The 14,036-nt window shown below is 64.7% G+C and carries 13 protein-coding genes; 8 read left to right on the top strand and 5 right to left on the bottom strand.

What is annotated here, in order from left to right:
• Positions 1–2,216, bottom strand: a 2,216-nt coding sequence (locus KBA48_RS16970) for a TonB-dependent receptor (protein WP_292908468.1), incomplete at its 3' end; no start/stop codon positions are given.
• 340 nt (positions 2,217–2,556) lie between these two features.
• On the opposite strand from KBA48_RS16970, the gene KBA48_RS16975 reads away from it, so the two are divergent.
• Positions 2,557–3,630 (top strand): DUF3089 domain-containing protein, encoded by a 1,074-nt coding sequence (locus tag KBA48_RS16975; RefSeq protein WP_292908469.1) that lies wholly within the window; start codon positions 2,557–2,559, stop codon positions 3,628–3,630.
• Between the two features lie 17 nt (positions 3,631–3,647).
• On the opposite strand, the gene KBA48_RS16980 is transcribed toward KBA48_RS16975, so the two are convergent.
• Both KBA48_RS16980 and KBA48_RS16985 read right to left on the bottom strand, forming a co-directional pair.
• Positions 3,648–5,162 (bottom strand): aldehyde dehydrogenase family protein, encoded by a 1,515-nt coding sequence (locus tag KBA48_RS16980; protein WP_292908471.1) that lies wholly within the window; start codon positions 5,160–5,162, stop codon positions 3,648–3,650.
• Between the two features lie 18 nt (positions 5,163–5,180).
• Positions 5,181–6,329 carry an FAD-dependent monooxygenase gene (locus tag KBA48_RS16985; protein WP_292908473.1) on the bottom strand — a complete coding sequence of 383 codons (1,149 nt, stop codon included), beginning with the start codon at positions 6,327–6,329 and terminating at the stop codon, positions 5,181–5,183.
• A gap of 357 nt (positions 6,330–6,686) precedes the next feature.
• Here KBA48_RS16985 and KBA48_RS16990 point away from each other — a divergent pair, with 357 nt between their 5' ends.
• Positions 6,687–7,532 carry a helix-turn-helix domain-containing protein gene (locus KBA48_RS16990; RefSeq protein ID WP_292908475.1) on the top strand — a complete coding sequence of 282 codons (846 nt, stop codon included), beginning with the start codon at positions 6,687–6,689 and terminating at the stop codon, positions 7,530–7,532.
• Between the two features lie 230 nt (positions 7,533–7,762).
• On the opposite strand, the gene KBA48_RS16995 is transcribed toward KBA48_RS16990, so the two are convergent.
• Positions 7,763–8,164 carry a YciI family protein gene (locus tag KBA48_RS16995; RefSeq protein ID WP_292908477.1) on the bottom strand — a complete coding sequence of 134 codons (402 nt, stop codon included), beginning with the start codon at positions 8,162–8,164 and terminating at the stop codon, positions 7,763–7,765.
• 85 nt (positions 8,165–8,249) lie between these two features.
• Positions 8,250–9,272 (bottom strand): NADP-dependent oxidoreductase, encoded by a 1,023-nt coding sequence (locus KBA48_RS17000; RefSeq protein WP_292908479.1) that lies wholly within the window; start codon positions 9,270–9,272, stop codon positions 8,250–8,252.
• Between the two features lie 108 nt (positions 9,273–9,380).
• Between KBA48_RS17000 and KBA48_RS17005 the strand changes: the two genes are divergently transcribed.
• The 6 genes from KBA48_RS17005 to KBA48_RS17030 all read left to right on the top strand — a co-directional run bounded on the left by KBA48_RS17005 (position 9,381) and on the right by KBA48_RS17030 (position 14,015).
• Entirely contained in the window at positions 9,381–9,692 is a 312-nt protein-coding gene (locus KBA48_RS17005; RefSeq protein WP_292908481.1) for a hypothetical protein, read from the top strand.
• Between the two features lie 11 nt (positions 9,693–9,703).
• Complete coding sequence (locus tag KBA48_RS17010) at positions 9,704–10,549, top strand: SDR family NAD(P)-dependent oxidoreductase (protein ID WP_292908483.1); 846 nt, start codon at positions 9,704–9,706, stop codon at positions 10,547–10,549.
• A gap of 43 nt (positions 10,550–10,592) precedes the next feature.
• Positions 10,593–11,480, top strand: a complete 888-nt coding sequence (locus tag KBA48_RS17015) for a polysaccharide deacetylase family protein (protein ID WP_292908485.1) — start codon at positions 10,593–10,595, stop codon at positions 11,478–11,480.
• A 124-nt stretch (positions 11,481–11,604) separates the two neighbouring features.
• Positions 11,605–12,567, top strand: a complete 963-nt coding sequence (locus KBA48_RS17020) for an alpha/beta hydrolase (protein ID WP_292908487.1) — start codon at positions 11,605–11,607, stop codon at positions 12,565–12,567.
• Between the two features lie 93 nt (positions 12,568–12,660).
• Positions 12,661–13,476 (top strand): CoA ester lyase, encoded by an 816-nt coding sequence (locus KBA48_RS17025; protein ID WP_292908489.1) that lies wholly within the window; start codon positions 12,661–12,663, stop codon positions 13,474–13,476.
• A gap of 17 nt (positions 13,477–13,493) precedes the next feature.
• Positions 13,494–14,015: a MaoC family dehydratase gene (locus KBA48_RS17030; protein WP_102113708.1), complete on the top strand. Its 522-nt coding sequence runs from the start codon at positions 13,494–13,496 to the stop codon at positions 14,013–14,015.
• Positions 14,016–14,036: the final 21 nt, after the last annotated feature.

Below are 14,036 nucleotides of genomic sequence, written 5' to 3' on the forward strand. Positions count from 1 at the left end.
TTGACATAGGTCGGGCCGGTGTAATTGACATCCACACGACCGGCCAGGGTCCAGTCGGCAGACACCGGCACGTCGGCAGTGGCGTGCAGGTTGTACTGCAGCTTCACCGAGCGGGCCGGACGATTGCCGGCGATGGACGCGAAGGTGCCACGGCCGGGAATGGTGACCAGATCGCAGACGGTGGACGGGTTGCCGCACTGTGACGAATAAGCCGGGTCATAAGTGCCCTTGGCGAATTTCGGATCGGAATAGGTCACCGAACCGCCGACGGACACGATATCGGTGGCCTTCACTTCGGTCTGCACCTCGAACCCGTTCGTCTCCATCTTGCCGGCATTCATGATGATGGCCTGCGCGACGGACGCGGTGGGGGAGAAGGTGGAGAGCTGCAGGTTGGTCCAGTTCACGCGGAAGGCCGAGGCGTTCAGCATGACACGGCGATCGAACAGCCAGGACTTCACACCGGCTTCATAGGTCCAGTTGGTTTCTTCGTCGAAGGTCTTCTCGCTGTCGGACAGGCCGGCCAGCGAGTTGAAACCACCCGAACGCACGCCCTTGGCGGCCGACGCGAACAGGAAAATGTCTTCCGTCGCCTTATAGTCGACTGTGAAGCGCGGCGTGAAGCTGGTGAACTCACCCCGGAACGGCTGGCCGCCAACGCAGGGACCGAAGGCGTTGAAGAAGGTCAGGATGCAGCGGTCGGTCTTGCGGTCGATATTGTACCGGCCCTCCGCCGCGACGCGCAGACCGTCGACCACTTCATACCCGACGGAGCCGAACACCGAACGGGTGATGTTCTGCTTATAGTTCTGGCTGGCCAGACGGGCGACCACGGTCGGGTCCAGGATCAGGCCGGGATTGGCCAGAGAGGCCATGGGGCCGGTGCCGGCGGGGAAGCCGGGCAGAACCTGCACCAGACGCTCATTGGCGGCCAGACCGGGGGCCGTGGTGCCGGCCCAGGACTTGCTGTCGACATTCGACTGGAAGAAAAAGGCGCCGGCCAGCCACTGGAACCGGTCGCTGTCGGGCGACTGGATGCGGATTTCCTGGCTCTTGGTCACCACCTCGTCATTGCTGATCAGCAGGGAGTTGCCATTGACGGTGCGGGTATAGCTGCCGGTGGCCGCACCACAGGTGGTGCCCACGGTGCAGACGCCATAAAGCGCGCCATAGCCATACATGTCACTGTCATTGGCGGCGTAAACCTCCGACGCGGTGATGCCGGTCACGCTGACGACCGAGAAATTCTCGAACTCATATTCCAGTTCCAGGGCACCCTGGCGCGACTTGGAGACGCTTTCCGGGATGGTGGAGGTGACGTCGATGGGCAGGTTCGTCGGGATCTTGCCGCAATAGAGCAGATAGGCCTGCGACTGGGCGTTGAAGCCGCCGCAATTATGCGTGGTCACCGGGTTCAGTGACAGGCCCGGCATTTCCGACGTGGACTTGGTGGCGAAACCGGTGAAGGTCGCCGTGAAATTCTCGGTCGGGGTGAAGACCAGGGCGCCGGAGACGCCGCGCTTCTCATACCCGCCCAGCTTGTCGTTGGGGTCGAAATTGTTCTTGAACTCACCGGCATAGGTGGACCAGGAGGCGGTGATGGAGCCGGCCAGCTTGTCCTCGATGATCGGGCGGGACAGCGAGACCTTGCCGCGATAGTCGCCATTGTTGCCGATGGTGACGCTGGCCTTGCCTTCCGGGCTGGTGCCGGGACGGGCGGTCGTGATGCCGACGGCGCCAGCGAAGGTGGAGCGGCCATAAAGCGCGCTCTGCGGGCCCTTCACGACATCAAGCTGGGCGATATCGACGGTGCCCAGAACGTCGGCCGTGTTGCGGCTGGTCTGATAGATGCCGTCGATGAACACACCGACATTGGCCTCGACATTCAGGTCGATGGAGGAATTGGCGGGGGCCAGACCACGCACATAGACGTTGGTGAAAGTGCCGCCGGTGATGTTGGTGACCGAGATGCCCGGCGTGTTGTTGGCCAGGTCGGTCAGGCTGGTGATGTTGCGCTCCGCCAGATCGTCGGCGGTCAGGGCCTGGATCGCGATGGGGACGGTCTGGATGTCCTCCTTGCGCTTGCGGGCCGTGACGATGATCTCTTCCAGCATCAGCTCGCCTTCGGCGGCCAGGGCAGCGGGAACGACAGCAGAGGCGGCAAAGGCACTGACCAACGCGGACGTGGTCAATGCAACGAATTTGGAACGGTACATGAAGCCCCCTTGATTTTTCCGGTCATTTCGAGCGGCATTCTTTCCGGCGCCACGTTCCCGTTTTCTGGCGGCTGTGCTTTATTTGGGGTCCGCGCTGACTTATTTGTCTTGCCTGCGCTGCTACTGCCCGATCAGCCTGCTAGCCGGATATCTGCCTGCCCGGCCAGCTAATTCCTTTGGCGAACTTTCCACAACAGCGCCGCCCGCGCTGTCCACCAGACGGATAGTGTCAAGGGGCGGCGGAGACTGTCCGCCCAGCGGACAGGCGATCCCCGGCGGCGTCCCTGTCGGCGCCCGCACTGCTAGGCTTCGGAACCATAAAGGATAAACGGGGATCGAGATGAAGCGCGTCCTGTCCTGTGTTCTGTCGCTGGGCCTTCTGGCCGGCACGGCCCTGGCGGCCGATCCGCCACCGTCCTTTGAAAGCCAGACGCCCGCCGCGCCCCCCGACTATGGCCGTGCAACCTCCTGGGCCGCCACGTCCTGGGCACAAGGCGCCAGCACGGCCCTGCCGGGTGGGGCCGGCACACTGGCCACGGCGGCGGATGTGGATGTCTTCTACATCCACCCCACCACCGACCGGTCGGTGACCCGCTGGAACCAGGACCCGGCGGACAAGACCGTCAATGACTGGACCGACGCCAGCGTCATCGCGCGTCAGGCCACCATCTTCAACACTTGCTGCCGCATCTTCGCGCCACGGTACCGGCAGGCGACAAGGCTGGCCTTCTCCAACATGGCGGGCGACGGACAGAAGGCGTTCGATCTGGCCTATGGCGATGTGCTGCGGGCCTTCGACCTGTATCTGAAGCGCGACAATGCCGGGCGCCCTTTCATCCTGGCCGGTCACAGCCAAGGCGCATCCCACCTGATGCGGCTGTTGAAGGACCGGATCGACACATCATCCCTGAAGGACCGGATGGTCGCCGCCTATGTCATCGGCGTGAACCTGTCGGAAGGTGACTTCCCCCGCACCTATAAGACCTTGTCGGTCTGTGCGAAGCCATCGGACACGGGCTGCGTCATCGCCTGGAACGCCGTGACGCCGGAGACGGACCTGTCCCTGATGGGCAAGGCCAATGCCCAGCGGTTCGTGTCGCTCTATGGCGACGTGCCGGGCAAGGAACCTGTCTGCGTCAACCCACTGACCTTCGACCGGGACCAACCGGCCGCAGCGAAGGACCAGAGCAAAGGCGCCGCCCCCGGCGATCCGGGCGAGGGGCCGGTGAAGGCGCTGGTGGCAAAGTCTGTGGCCGCGCGCTGCGACAGCGGTTTTCTGGTGGTTGATGCCGATCCGGCCCTGGGCCTGAAACCGCTGCCCGGCGGGATCATGCATTACCATGATTACGGCCTGTTCTATGCCGACATCCAGGCCAATATCCGGGTACGGATCGACGCTTTCCTGAAGCGATAACGGACCACGGCGCGGCGTTACAGCCGCGCCGTCACCGCCTTGGTCTCCAGATAGGCATCCAGACCTTCGCGGCCGAATTCCCGGCCCCAACCCGACTGTTTGTAGCCGCCGAACGGGATGTTGGTGGCGATGGCGCCATGGCAGTTGATCGACACCTGACCCGAGCGGATGCGCGACACCAGCTTGTGCGCGGTGGACAGGCTGCGGGTCCAGACACTGCCCGACAGGCCATAGACGCTGTCATTGGCGAGCGCCGCGATCTCTTCCACATCCTCGGTTTCAAACCGGTGGACGGCCATCACGGGGCCGAACACTTCGTCGCGGAAGATATCCATGTCGGGCTGGACATCGGTCAGGATGGTGGGCGACACAAAATGGCCGGGCCGGTCCAGCCTGGCCCCACCCGTCACCAGCGTTGCCCCCTGCCCCAGCGCCCGGTCCACATGGCCCAGCACGCGCGACGCGTGCGCCCCGCCGATCAGGGGCCCGAAATTATTGCCGGCATCCAAGCCATGACCCAGGGTGAAGACGCCCGTGAAGGCCTTCATCCGCGCTACCAGTTCGTCATGGATGGACGCATGGGCAAAAATGCGGGTGCCGGCCATGCAGTTCTGGCCCTGCAGGAAAAAGGTGGCCATGGACACACCGGGACCGGCCAGTTCCAGGTCAGCATCGGGCATCACCACGACGGGCGACTTGCCGCCCAGTTCCAGCGACACTTTTTTCAGGTTGCCGGCGGCGGCCTGCACGATCTTGCGCCCCACCTCGGTGGAGCCGGTGAAGCTGATCTTGTCGACCAGCGGGTGGGTGGACAGGGCGGCCCCCGCCGTTTCACCGGGACCATTGACGATATTGACCACCCCGTCGGGGAAGCCCGCCTCCTGGATCAACCGGGCCAGCGCCAGGGCCGACAGCGGCGTCTCCTCCGCCGGCTTGACCACAACCGTGCATCCCGCCGCCAGCGCCGGGGCCAGCTTCAAGGTCAGGGTGGACACGGGCACGTTCCAGGGCACAATCAGGCCGACCACGCCCACCGGTTCACGCAGCGTATAGGTCAACGCTTCGGCATCCGCCGTCACATGCGGCGGGGGCGTGGTGGTCACACCCTCGATGCGCAGGATGGCGCTGGCATAATAATCGAACATCTCCACGCAGTTGGACACGGTCAGGCCGGCGATGAAGCACGGCATGCCATTGTCCAGTATCTCCAGTTCCGTGAAGAATTCCGCATCGCGTTCCAGCAGCCGGGCCAGCCGGACCAGCAGTCCCGACCGTTCCCGCGCCTTCAGCCGCGACCAGGGGCCGTGAAAGGCGCGGGCCGCGGCCCGGACCGCCGCATCGATATCCCCCGCCCCGCCCGCCGCAACCGTCGCCAGATGCAGTTCGGTCGCGGGATCGAAACTGTCCAGCGTGGCGCCGGACAGGGACGGCCGCCATTGCCCGTCAATGAACAGCCCCTGCCGTTCGGCCAGAAAGGCCCGGGTGGCGGAAGAGACGGGAAGGCCGTCGAACGGCAGGGCTTTACGGGACATTGGTTCGGCTACCAGCAATCAGACGGGAACGGTGCGGCAATCATAATCCAGCAGGCCCAACGTATCCTCGTTGCGCACGCCTTCCATCCCGAACAGTTCGGTGTTGGCGGCCTGCATCCTATCGGCGTTGGCGTTGGATTCCAGTTGGATGAAGGTGGCGCGTTCATGCCGGGCGGCGACATAGCGGCGCAGCGCTTCGCCTGTGCTGGCGCTGTCACCCAGGGCGCGCGACAGGACGATCGCATCCTCAATGGCGCAGGCGGCCCCCTGGCCCATGAACGGCGTCATGGCATGGGCGGCATCGCCCAGCAGCGCCACCTTGTCATCGATGATCCAGGTATCCAGCGGCCGGCGGGCATTGATGGCCCATTTATAGACCTTGCCCTCCGGCACGGCCGCGATCATGGCCTGCACTTCCGGCGCCCAACCCGCGAAGGTGGCTTCCAGGTCGGACCGCTCTGCGGCAATGGTCCAGCCATCCTGGGTCCATCCCTCCTGACGGGCGAAGAACACCATGTTGATGATCCTGGCGCCGCGCACGGGATAGCGGACCACCATGCGGTTCGGGCCGATATGCATGCCGGGCCAGTCCACCAGATCCTTCAACGCCCCTTCCACGGGCGCCAGCGCGCGCCAGGCGACATGGCCGGTGAAATGGGCGGCAGCCGGTTCGAACAGCCGGCGGACCACGGATTTCAGGCCATCCGCACCGATGATCAGGTCACCCTCGATCCGGCGGCCATCATGCAGGACGGCCGTGGTTCCCTCAACCGCCACCACCCCGGCATCGGTCAGCAGCCGGCCGCCCGCCGTTTCAGCCGCTTCCACCAGAATGGCGTGCAGGTCGGCGCGGTGGATATAGACATAGGGTGCGCCATAACGGGCCCGCATGTCGGAACGGTCGATGGCACGCAACAGGCGTCCATCCTGCCAATGCTGGATGCGCTGACGGGCGGGTTCCACACCGGCGGCGGCGATCCGCTCCGCCAGCCCCAGATGCACATAACCCTTCATGGCGTTGGGCGACAGGGTGACACCGGCACCAACCTCGGCGAATGCGGGGGCCGCTTCCAGCAGCGTGACAGCGAAGCCCTGGCGCAACAGTGCGATGGCCGCCGTGAACCCGCCGATACCCCCACCGACGATCGTTATTCTCGCTTTGCTCATGGGCGTTTGAAGCCTTCGATTCGTTGACGGCCGACCCATCATCGGCGTCGCAACGGATTAGGCGGGGTGAAAGTGCCGCCTGGATAGGCAGCTTCAGTCCCTTGTCCACACGGCGGACGTGCCGGCAGGCTTTAAAAATGTAAGCCTAGCGGGCATTTGCGGCCGTTTTATCCGGCAGGCGATTAGGCGGGGACGGCGCCACCCCCGAAAAAGCCGCGGAAAACCGCCAAAACGGCATCCTGTGCCGCCGGCCTTATCCGACAGGTGGACATACGAGCATATTCTTCGGTTACAGTTTTAATTCGCCGTCATGATCAGTGCGGTCGGTTGATTGTTTGCGCGTCAGGAGGTTCGGGAATGGACAAGATCAAACCTGTTCGGGCGATGCTGCGTGTGCTGGACGTTCTGCAGGTGCTGAACAGCCGCAACGGCGTGACGGTGACGGACGTGGCCAACGCCATCGACCTGCCCCGCACCACCGCCTATCGCGTGCTGGAAACGCTCTGTTCCGCCGGCTACGCCGTGCGCGACGGGTCGGACGACCGCTACCGCCTGACCGTGCTGGTGCGCGGCCTGTCCGATGGTTACGATGACGAGGCTTGGATCGGGGAGGTGGCGCAGCCGCTGCTGGGCGAACTGGGCCGCAAGCTGGTCTGGCCCGTGTCGATCAGTACCAACCAGGGCAATGGCATGCTGGTCCGCCACACGACCGACAAGCACAGCCCGCTGGCGTTGGAACGGTACAATGCCGGCGTGCGGCTGCCCTTGTTGAACAGCGCGTCGGGCCGCACCTATCTGGCCTTCAGCCCGGCCCCGCAGCGCGCGGCCCTGCTGGATATCGCCCTGGGTTCGGGCGGAGAGATGGAAGGCGCCGGCCGCCAGCGCGACATGATCGAAAAGATGCTGGCCGGCATCCGCAAGGCCGGCTATGCGATCAGCATCCGGCAATATCGCGGCGAGTCCACCGCCGCCGTTCCGCTTTATGCCGGTTCGGCGCTGCTGGGATGTGTCGGCATGCGTTTCATGGACAAGGCGGTGACGGAATCCGTGTTCGCCAGCCGCTACCTGCCTGACCTGAAGGAAGCCGCGCGGGAGATCGGCGAGGCCTATCTGGACTGGAAGGCCAGCAGCCAGCCGCAGCCCCTGGAGCAGATACCCACCCGCCGCTGGGATTGGACCCTGGAACGCCGCGTGGAGCATTGATGGGGTTTGGGTGCGGGATGTTGTTCCCTCACCCTCCTACGCTAGGGTGCTCCCTCACCCTCCCAAACGCTGACGCGTTCGGGCCCCTCCCTCTCCCACCTTCGTGGGCGAGGGGCGGACTGGGCGTCGTGCCTGATTTCGCCCCTCGCCCGCGTGCGGGAGAGGGAGGGGCCCGTTGGCATCAGCCAACGGGAGGGTGAGGGAACAACATCCCCCACCCCCCGCAAATATCAGCCCTTCGACACAACCGTTGCCGGCGCGCCCTTCAACTGATCCGCGCCGGCCCAGATGCGGCCGCCGATGGCGGTACCGATGGCCACCACCGCTGGCACCACCTCGACCCGGTCATAAAGACCGCTGCGGAAATAGGGGTCGCCGATCATCAGCGTATCGACATCGGCGCGGTTGGCGGCTTTCAGCAGGAACATGGAACCGAGATAGCCCTTGCCATCCTCGGTGCGCATCGGCCCGGCACTGACATAGCGGGTCCAGTTGGCCTCCATATGGCCCAGATGGCCTTCCATATGTTCATCGCGCAGGGCCAGGGCCTTGGCGCTGTCGGCGATATCATAGGCCAGGACCAGGAAGGTCGGGCTGTCGATACGGGGAACGGTGGGGGGAACGCTGCTCATCATCTGCCTCATGCCATGTTTCACTGATCGGAACCGATCCGTGACCTCAATCCCCGCGATGCGCTGACGGCATCGGGGATTGATCTCAAATATCCAGAACCATCTTGCCGAAATTGCCGCCCGCCATCAGGCGGATCAGGGCGTCGGGCGCCGCCGCCAGGCCGGCCACCCGCTCCTCCCGCACGATCACCTGTCCGTCGCGGACCAGCGGTGCCACGCGGCGGCGGAAATTGGCCAGGTCAGCCCAATGGTCATAGACGACCAGCCCCTCGACGGTGGCGCGGAACTTGATGACGGGGACCAGATTGGGGCCGGGCAGCGGCGCCGCCGCCTTGTACTGTTCCATCATGCCGACCAGGACGACACGGGCACCCATGGCCAGATGGCCCAGCACGCCTTCCAGGATGCGGCCCCCGACACCGTCATAATAGCAATCGATGCCATCCGGGCAGGCTGCCGCCAGCTTTGCCACCCAATCGGCATCCCGATGGTCGATACAGGCGTCAAAGCCCAGCGTGTCGACTGCAAAGGCGCATTTCTCCGGTCCGCCGGCGATGCCCACGACCCGCGCGCCCATGCGCTTGGCCAATTGTCCCGCCGTGGCGCCAACCGGGCCGGTGGCGGCGGACACGACAAACGTGTCCCCGGGAATGGGCTTCAGCATCTTGATCGTGCCGGCCCAGGCCGTCAGCCCCGGCATGCCCAGCACACCCAGAAGGGCGGTGTAGGAGACGCCATCGGGCAGCGTGATCTTCTGCGCGGCGGGGCTGAGCGGACCTTGGGCCACACCGGCAGGCGCGATGTCGGCCACGGCGAATTGCTGCCAGCCGGCGCGGCACAGCACGCGGTCGCCAGCGGCCAGACCCTCACCCCGGCTTTCAACAACGGTGCCCACCGCCTCCCCCGGCACGACGCTGCCCACGGGAACGGTGCCCGACATATGCCGGCCGCGCAGCGCGCTGGCGATATAGGGGTCCAGCGACACATGGTCGACCCGGATCAGCACCTGGCCAGGGCCGGGCGACGGCATCGCCGCCTCTTCCAGCCGGAAATCCTCGGGCACGGGCGACGGGCCGGTGGCACGGGCCAGGACGATGCGCTTGTTCATCGAAGGGTCCTTGGATGGAGATGAAAATAGGGACTTGTAATTGATATAATGATATATCAATAATCCATTCAAGCCCGACCCCAACCCTGGCAAGGCGGAGAAACCCCCATGGCCACGCGCATCATCGCCCTGTTCAACCTGAAACCCGGCATCGACCGCGCGACCTATGAGGAATGGGCCCGTGGCGTGGACCTTCCCACCGTCAACGGACTGCCGTCGATCACGGAGTTCGCGGTATTCCGCACAGTGGTCACGCTGGGCAGCGAGGTACCCCCGCCCTATCAGTATATCGAGGTGATCGACGTCGCCGACATGGACCAGTTCGGCCGGGATATCGCCGCCGAGGCCATGCAGAAGATCGCCGCCCAGTTCCAGGAAATGGCCGACGTCACCTTCATCCTGACCGACAAACTGGGCTGACGGGGGCGGATATGGCGGAGACAAGACGTTTCGCGGGCAAGGTCGCAATCGTCACCGGATCGGGCCGCCGCAAGGGGCTGGGCGAGGCCATTGCCCGCCGTCTGGCTGCCGAGGGCGCGTCCGTCCTGCTGTCCGACATCGGCAAGTCGGCCGACGCCGCCACGCCCGACAGCATGATCGGTGGCCTGTCGGAAATGCAGGCGCTGGCGGCGGAGATTGCTGCCGACACCGGATCGCGGGTGGAGACCTTTACCTGTGACGTGCGCAATCTGGCGCAGATGCGCGCCATGGCGGCCTTTGCGGTGGAGACGCTGGGGGGCCTGGATTTCTGGGTCAACAATGCCGGCATCGGCTACATCATGAAGCCGCTTCTGGATCTGGAAGCGGCCGAATGGCAGGCCGTGATCGATGTCAACCTGACCGGTTGCTTCAATGGCATCAAGGCGGCGGCCGAAGTGATGGTCCCGGCCGGCAAGGGCGGGCGTATCGTCAATATCGCCAGCCAGGCCGCCAAGTCCGGCTTTCCCTTCGCCGCCGGATACTGCGCGTCCAAACATGGTCTGGTCGGTCTGGTCCGGTCCACGGCGATCGAGTTGGGCTCGCACGGGATCACTGTCAACAATGTCTGCCCCAACCATGTGACCACGGGTCTGGGTGCCTGGCAGAATGAATATTTCAGCCAGAAGCTGGGGCTTTCGCTGGAGGACTATCTCCAGGCCATGAAGAACCGCATCCCCCTGGGCCGCCCAGGCCTGCCCGATGATACGGCGGGCGCTGTTGCCTTCCTCTGCTCCGACGATGCCGGCTACATCACCGCCGAAAGCATGAATGTGTCGGGCGGTGAAGAACCGCATTGAGGCGTCTGTCGCCGCTCCCTCCTTTCAAATGTCAGAGGTCCCGATGCCCGCACCCGCCGATTTCACCTGGCCCAACGGGGCCAAGCTGGCCCTGTCCATCGTCGTCAATGTCGAGGAAGGGGCGGAACAGAATATCCGTGACGGCGACAAGGGGCCGGAGCCGGTGGACGAACTGTCGGTGCATGTGGCCAAGCCCATCCGCATCCATGGCAATGAGAGCAATTACCAGTACGGCATCAAGGCCGGTGCCCCGCGCGTCATGCGCCTGTTGAAAGAGTATGGGGTGGAGGCCACCTTCACGGCGGCCGCCGTCGCGCTGGAACGGGCACCCGATCTGGCCGCCGAGATCGTGGCCCAGGGCCATGAGATCTGCTGCCATGGCCATCGCTGGACACATCAGTTCTGGATGAAGGAAGACCGGGAGCGGCAATTCATCCGCGACGGTTGGCAATCCATCGAAAAGACCACCGGCAAACGCCCCGTCGGCTGGCTGTCGCGCTATCTGCATACCGAAGCCACCCGCCGCATCCTGGCGGAAGAAGGCTATTCCTATCACATGGATGACTATTCGGACGATTTCCCGTTCTGGGATCATGTCCCGCTGTCCGACGGCACGACCAGGCCCATGGTCATCCTGCCCTATGCCATTGACAGCAATGACATGAAGTTCTGGCTGGCCCCGTCCCTGACGCCGCGTGACTGGCTGCAATATGCCATCGACAGCTTCAATTGGCTGTACCGCGAGGCCCAGACCGAGGGGGCACGGATGATGAGCCTGGGGCTGCATCTGCGCATCATCGGGCGGCCGGGACGTATCGGCGCGTTCCAGGGCTTCCTGGACCATGTGAAGAGCAACCCGGACGTCTGGGTCACCAGCCGCGCCAATATCGCGGCGGCCTTCGCGGCGGCCGTTCCGCCCGATGCTGCATAGGTTTATCCGGCCTGCGGATAGAAGAAGCCGCCGATCGGGCGCATGTGCACGGGCCGATGGATGATGGGTCGCGGCGGGGTGACCCCCGCCCGACAGACTCACCGTTTCCCCGGAGAACCCGTCCATGCGCGCACGTCTGCTGTTGTCCACGCTGGCCCTGATGCTGTCCATTTCCGCCACGGCGCGCGAACCGGTGAAGGCGGAGGTGGGCACGGGCTGGAGCCAGGAAGACAAGCTGCCCAGGCTGCCCGTCCCTTTCCCCGGCGGGGTGGTGGCCCTGCCGGACCTGACCTATGCGACGATCCCCGGCTATCGTCCGCTGAAACTGGATATCTATCGCAAGCAGGGGGCGAAGGACCGGCCGCTGCTGGTCTATATCCATGGCGGCGGCTGGGCCATGGGCAATTCGCGCGGGCTGGCGGCCTTTGCCGATTTCCCCGCCGTGCTGGCCGATCTGGCGGCGCGCGGCTATGCCGTTGCCGCCGTGAATTACCGGCTGAAGTCGGAAGCACCCTTCCCGGCGCAAAGCCAGGATGTGGATGCCGCGATCCGCTGGCTGCGCGCCAATGCCGCCGCCTATGGCATCGACCCGACGCGTGTGGGCGTGTTCGGCGACAGTGCCGGCGGCCATCTGGCGGCCATGGCGGCGGTCGATTGCGACCGGTCGGCGCCCGTGGAAAAGGGCGACTGCGTGCAGGCCGCCGTGCCCTGGTACGGCATCTATGATTTCACCGTCACCGACAAGCCGCGCCCGCCGGAAGATTTCAAGCCGATCTATGATTTCCTGGGCTGCAAGGACGCCGCCGACTGTGTTGACGAGATCAAGGCCGTCGGCCCCATCAACTATGTCGATGCCAAGACCCCGCCCTTCCTGCTGCTGCATGGGGAACTGGACGCGGCGGTGCCGGTGATCCAGGCGCAGGTCATGCTGGACAAGCTGAAAGCGGCGGGCGTGTCGGCGCGCATGGTGGTCTATCCCGGCGTCAATCATGGCTGGATGGCGAAGGACCGGGAACTGATGCGCAGCACGCATGTGAAGGCGCTGCAGGACAGTGTCGATTTCTTCGACGCCGTGCTGAAACCCTGATTCATCCTCCTGGTGGTCAAAGCGCAACGTGGTTGGTTGACAGGCGCCGTGTCAGTTCGAATATGTCCGGACATATATGACAAGGGGCTGACCATGGCAGAGCGGTCATTGTTGTTCGTGCCAGGCGCGCGGGCGGACCGGTTCGCAAAGGCGCTGGGCGCCGGGGCGGACATCACCTGCATCGATCTGGAGGATTCGGTTCCGCCCGATGGCAAGGATGCGGCGCGCGTTGCCGCCATCGCCTTCATCACGGAACAGGGATGCCCCGATCACCTCTGGCTGCGCATCAACCCGGTGCGCAGTGCGGCGGGTCTGGCCGACCTTCTGGCCGTGCTGTCGATGGAAAAGGCGCCGGCGGCCCTGATGCTGCCCAAGCTGACAGACCCGGCCGACCTTTCCCTGGTGGATGAGGTTTTGGGGGAACGGGCGGCGGGGCTGGTACCGTTGATCGAAACGGCGGCGGGCCTGCGCAACGCGGCACCCATCGCCATGGCCAAGCGGGTGCGCGCGCTGCTGTTCGGGGCGGTGGACCTGTCGGCGGAACTGGGCTGCACGCTGGATTGGGAACCGCTGCTCTACGCCCGCTCCACCCTGGTCGCGGCGGCGGCGGAGGGTGGGGTCGGCCTGTTCGACGTGCCGTCCATTGATGTCGCGGATGTCGACGGACTGCGGTCCTCCACGGCGCGGGCCAGGGCGCTGGGCTTCACGGGGCGGGCCTGCATCCACCCGTCACAGGTGGCCGTTGTGAACGGGGTTTTCACGCCCACAGCGGCAGAAATCGCCCGCGCAAACCGCGTGGTGGACGCCTTTGAACAAGCCGGCGGTGGCGTGGCCCTGCTGGATGGCAAGTTGATCGAGATCCCCGTGGTGCGGGCGGCGCGGCGCGTGCTGGCCGCTGCCGCCGGATGAGATAAGGACCCAGGAACATGGTGCAGAACTGGAAAGAAGTCGGCCCGAACCGTTATCGCGAGACGTTCGGCCGCTATTTCGAGGATTTTAATGTCGGCGATGTCTATGAGCATCGGCCCGGCAAGACCGTCACCGAATATGACAATCACCTGTTCACGCTGCTGACGCTGAACACGCATCCGATGCATTTCGATACGGAATTCGCGAAGGCATCGGAGTTCAAGCAGAACCTTGTGGTCAGCCCCTATACGCTGGCCCTGCTGATCGGCATGAGCGTGACGGATGTCAGCCAGAAGGCCATCGCCAATCTGGGCATGGACGAGGTGAAGTTCAGCGCCCCGGTCTTTCATGGCGACACACTGTATGGCGAAAGCGAAGTGCTGGCCAAGCGCGCGTCGGAAAAACGCCCCAACCAGGGCATCGTCACCATCCGCACCATTGGCAAGAACCAGAACGGCGTCACCGTCTGTTCGTTCAAGCGCAACATGCTGATCCCCTTCCGTGGCCATGCCGTGGAAGACCGGGTCGAAAATTACTGATCCCCAGCCCGGAGCCGATCT

The organism is Niveispirillum sp. (assembly GCF_017996735.1).
GTDB lineage: Bacteria > Pseudomonadota > Alphaproteobacteria > Azospirillales > Azospirillaceae > Niveispirillum.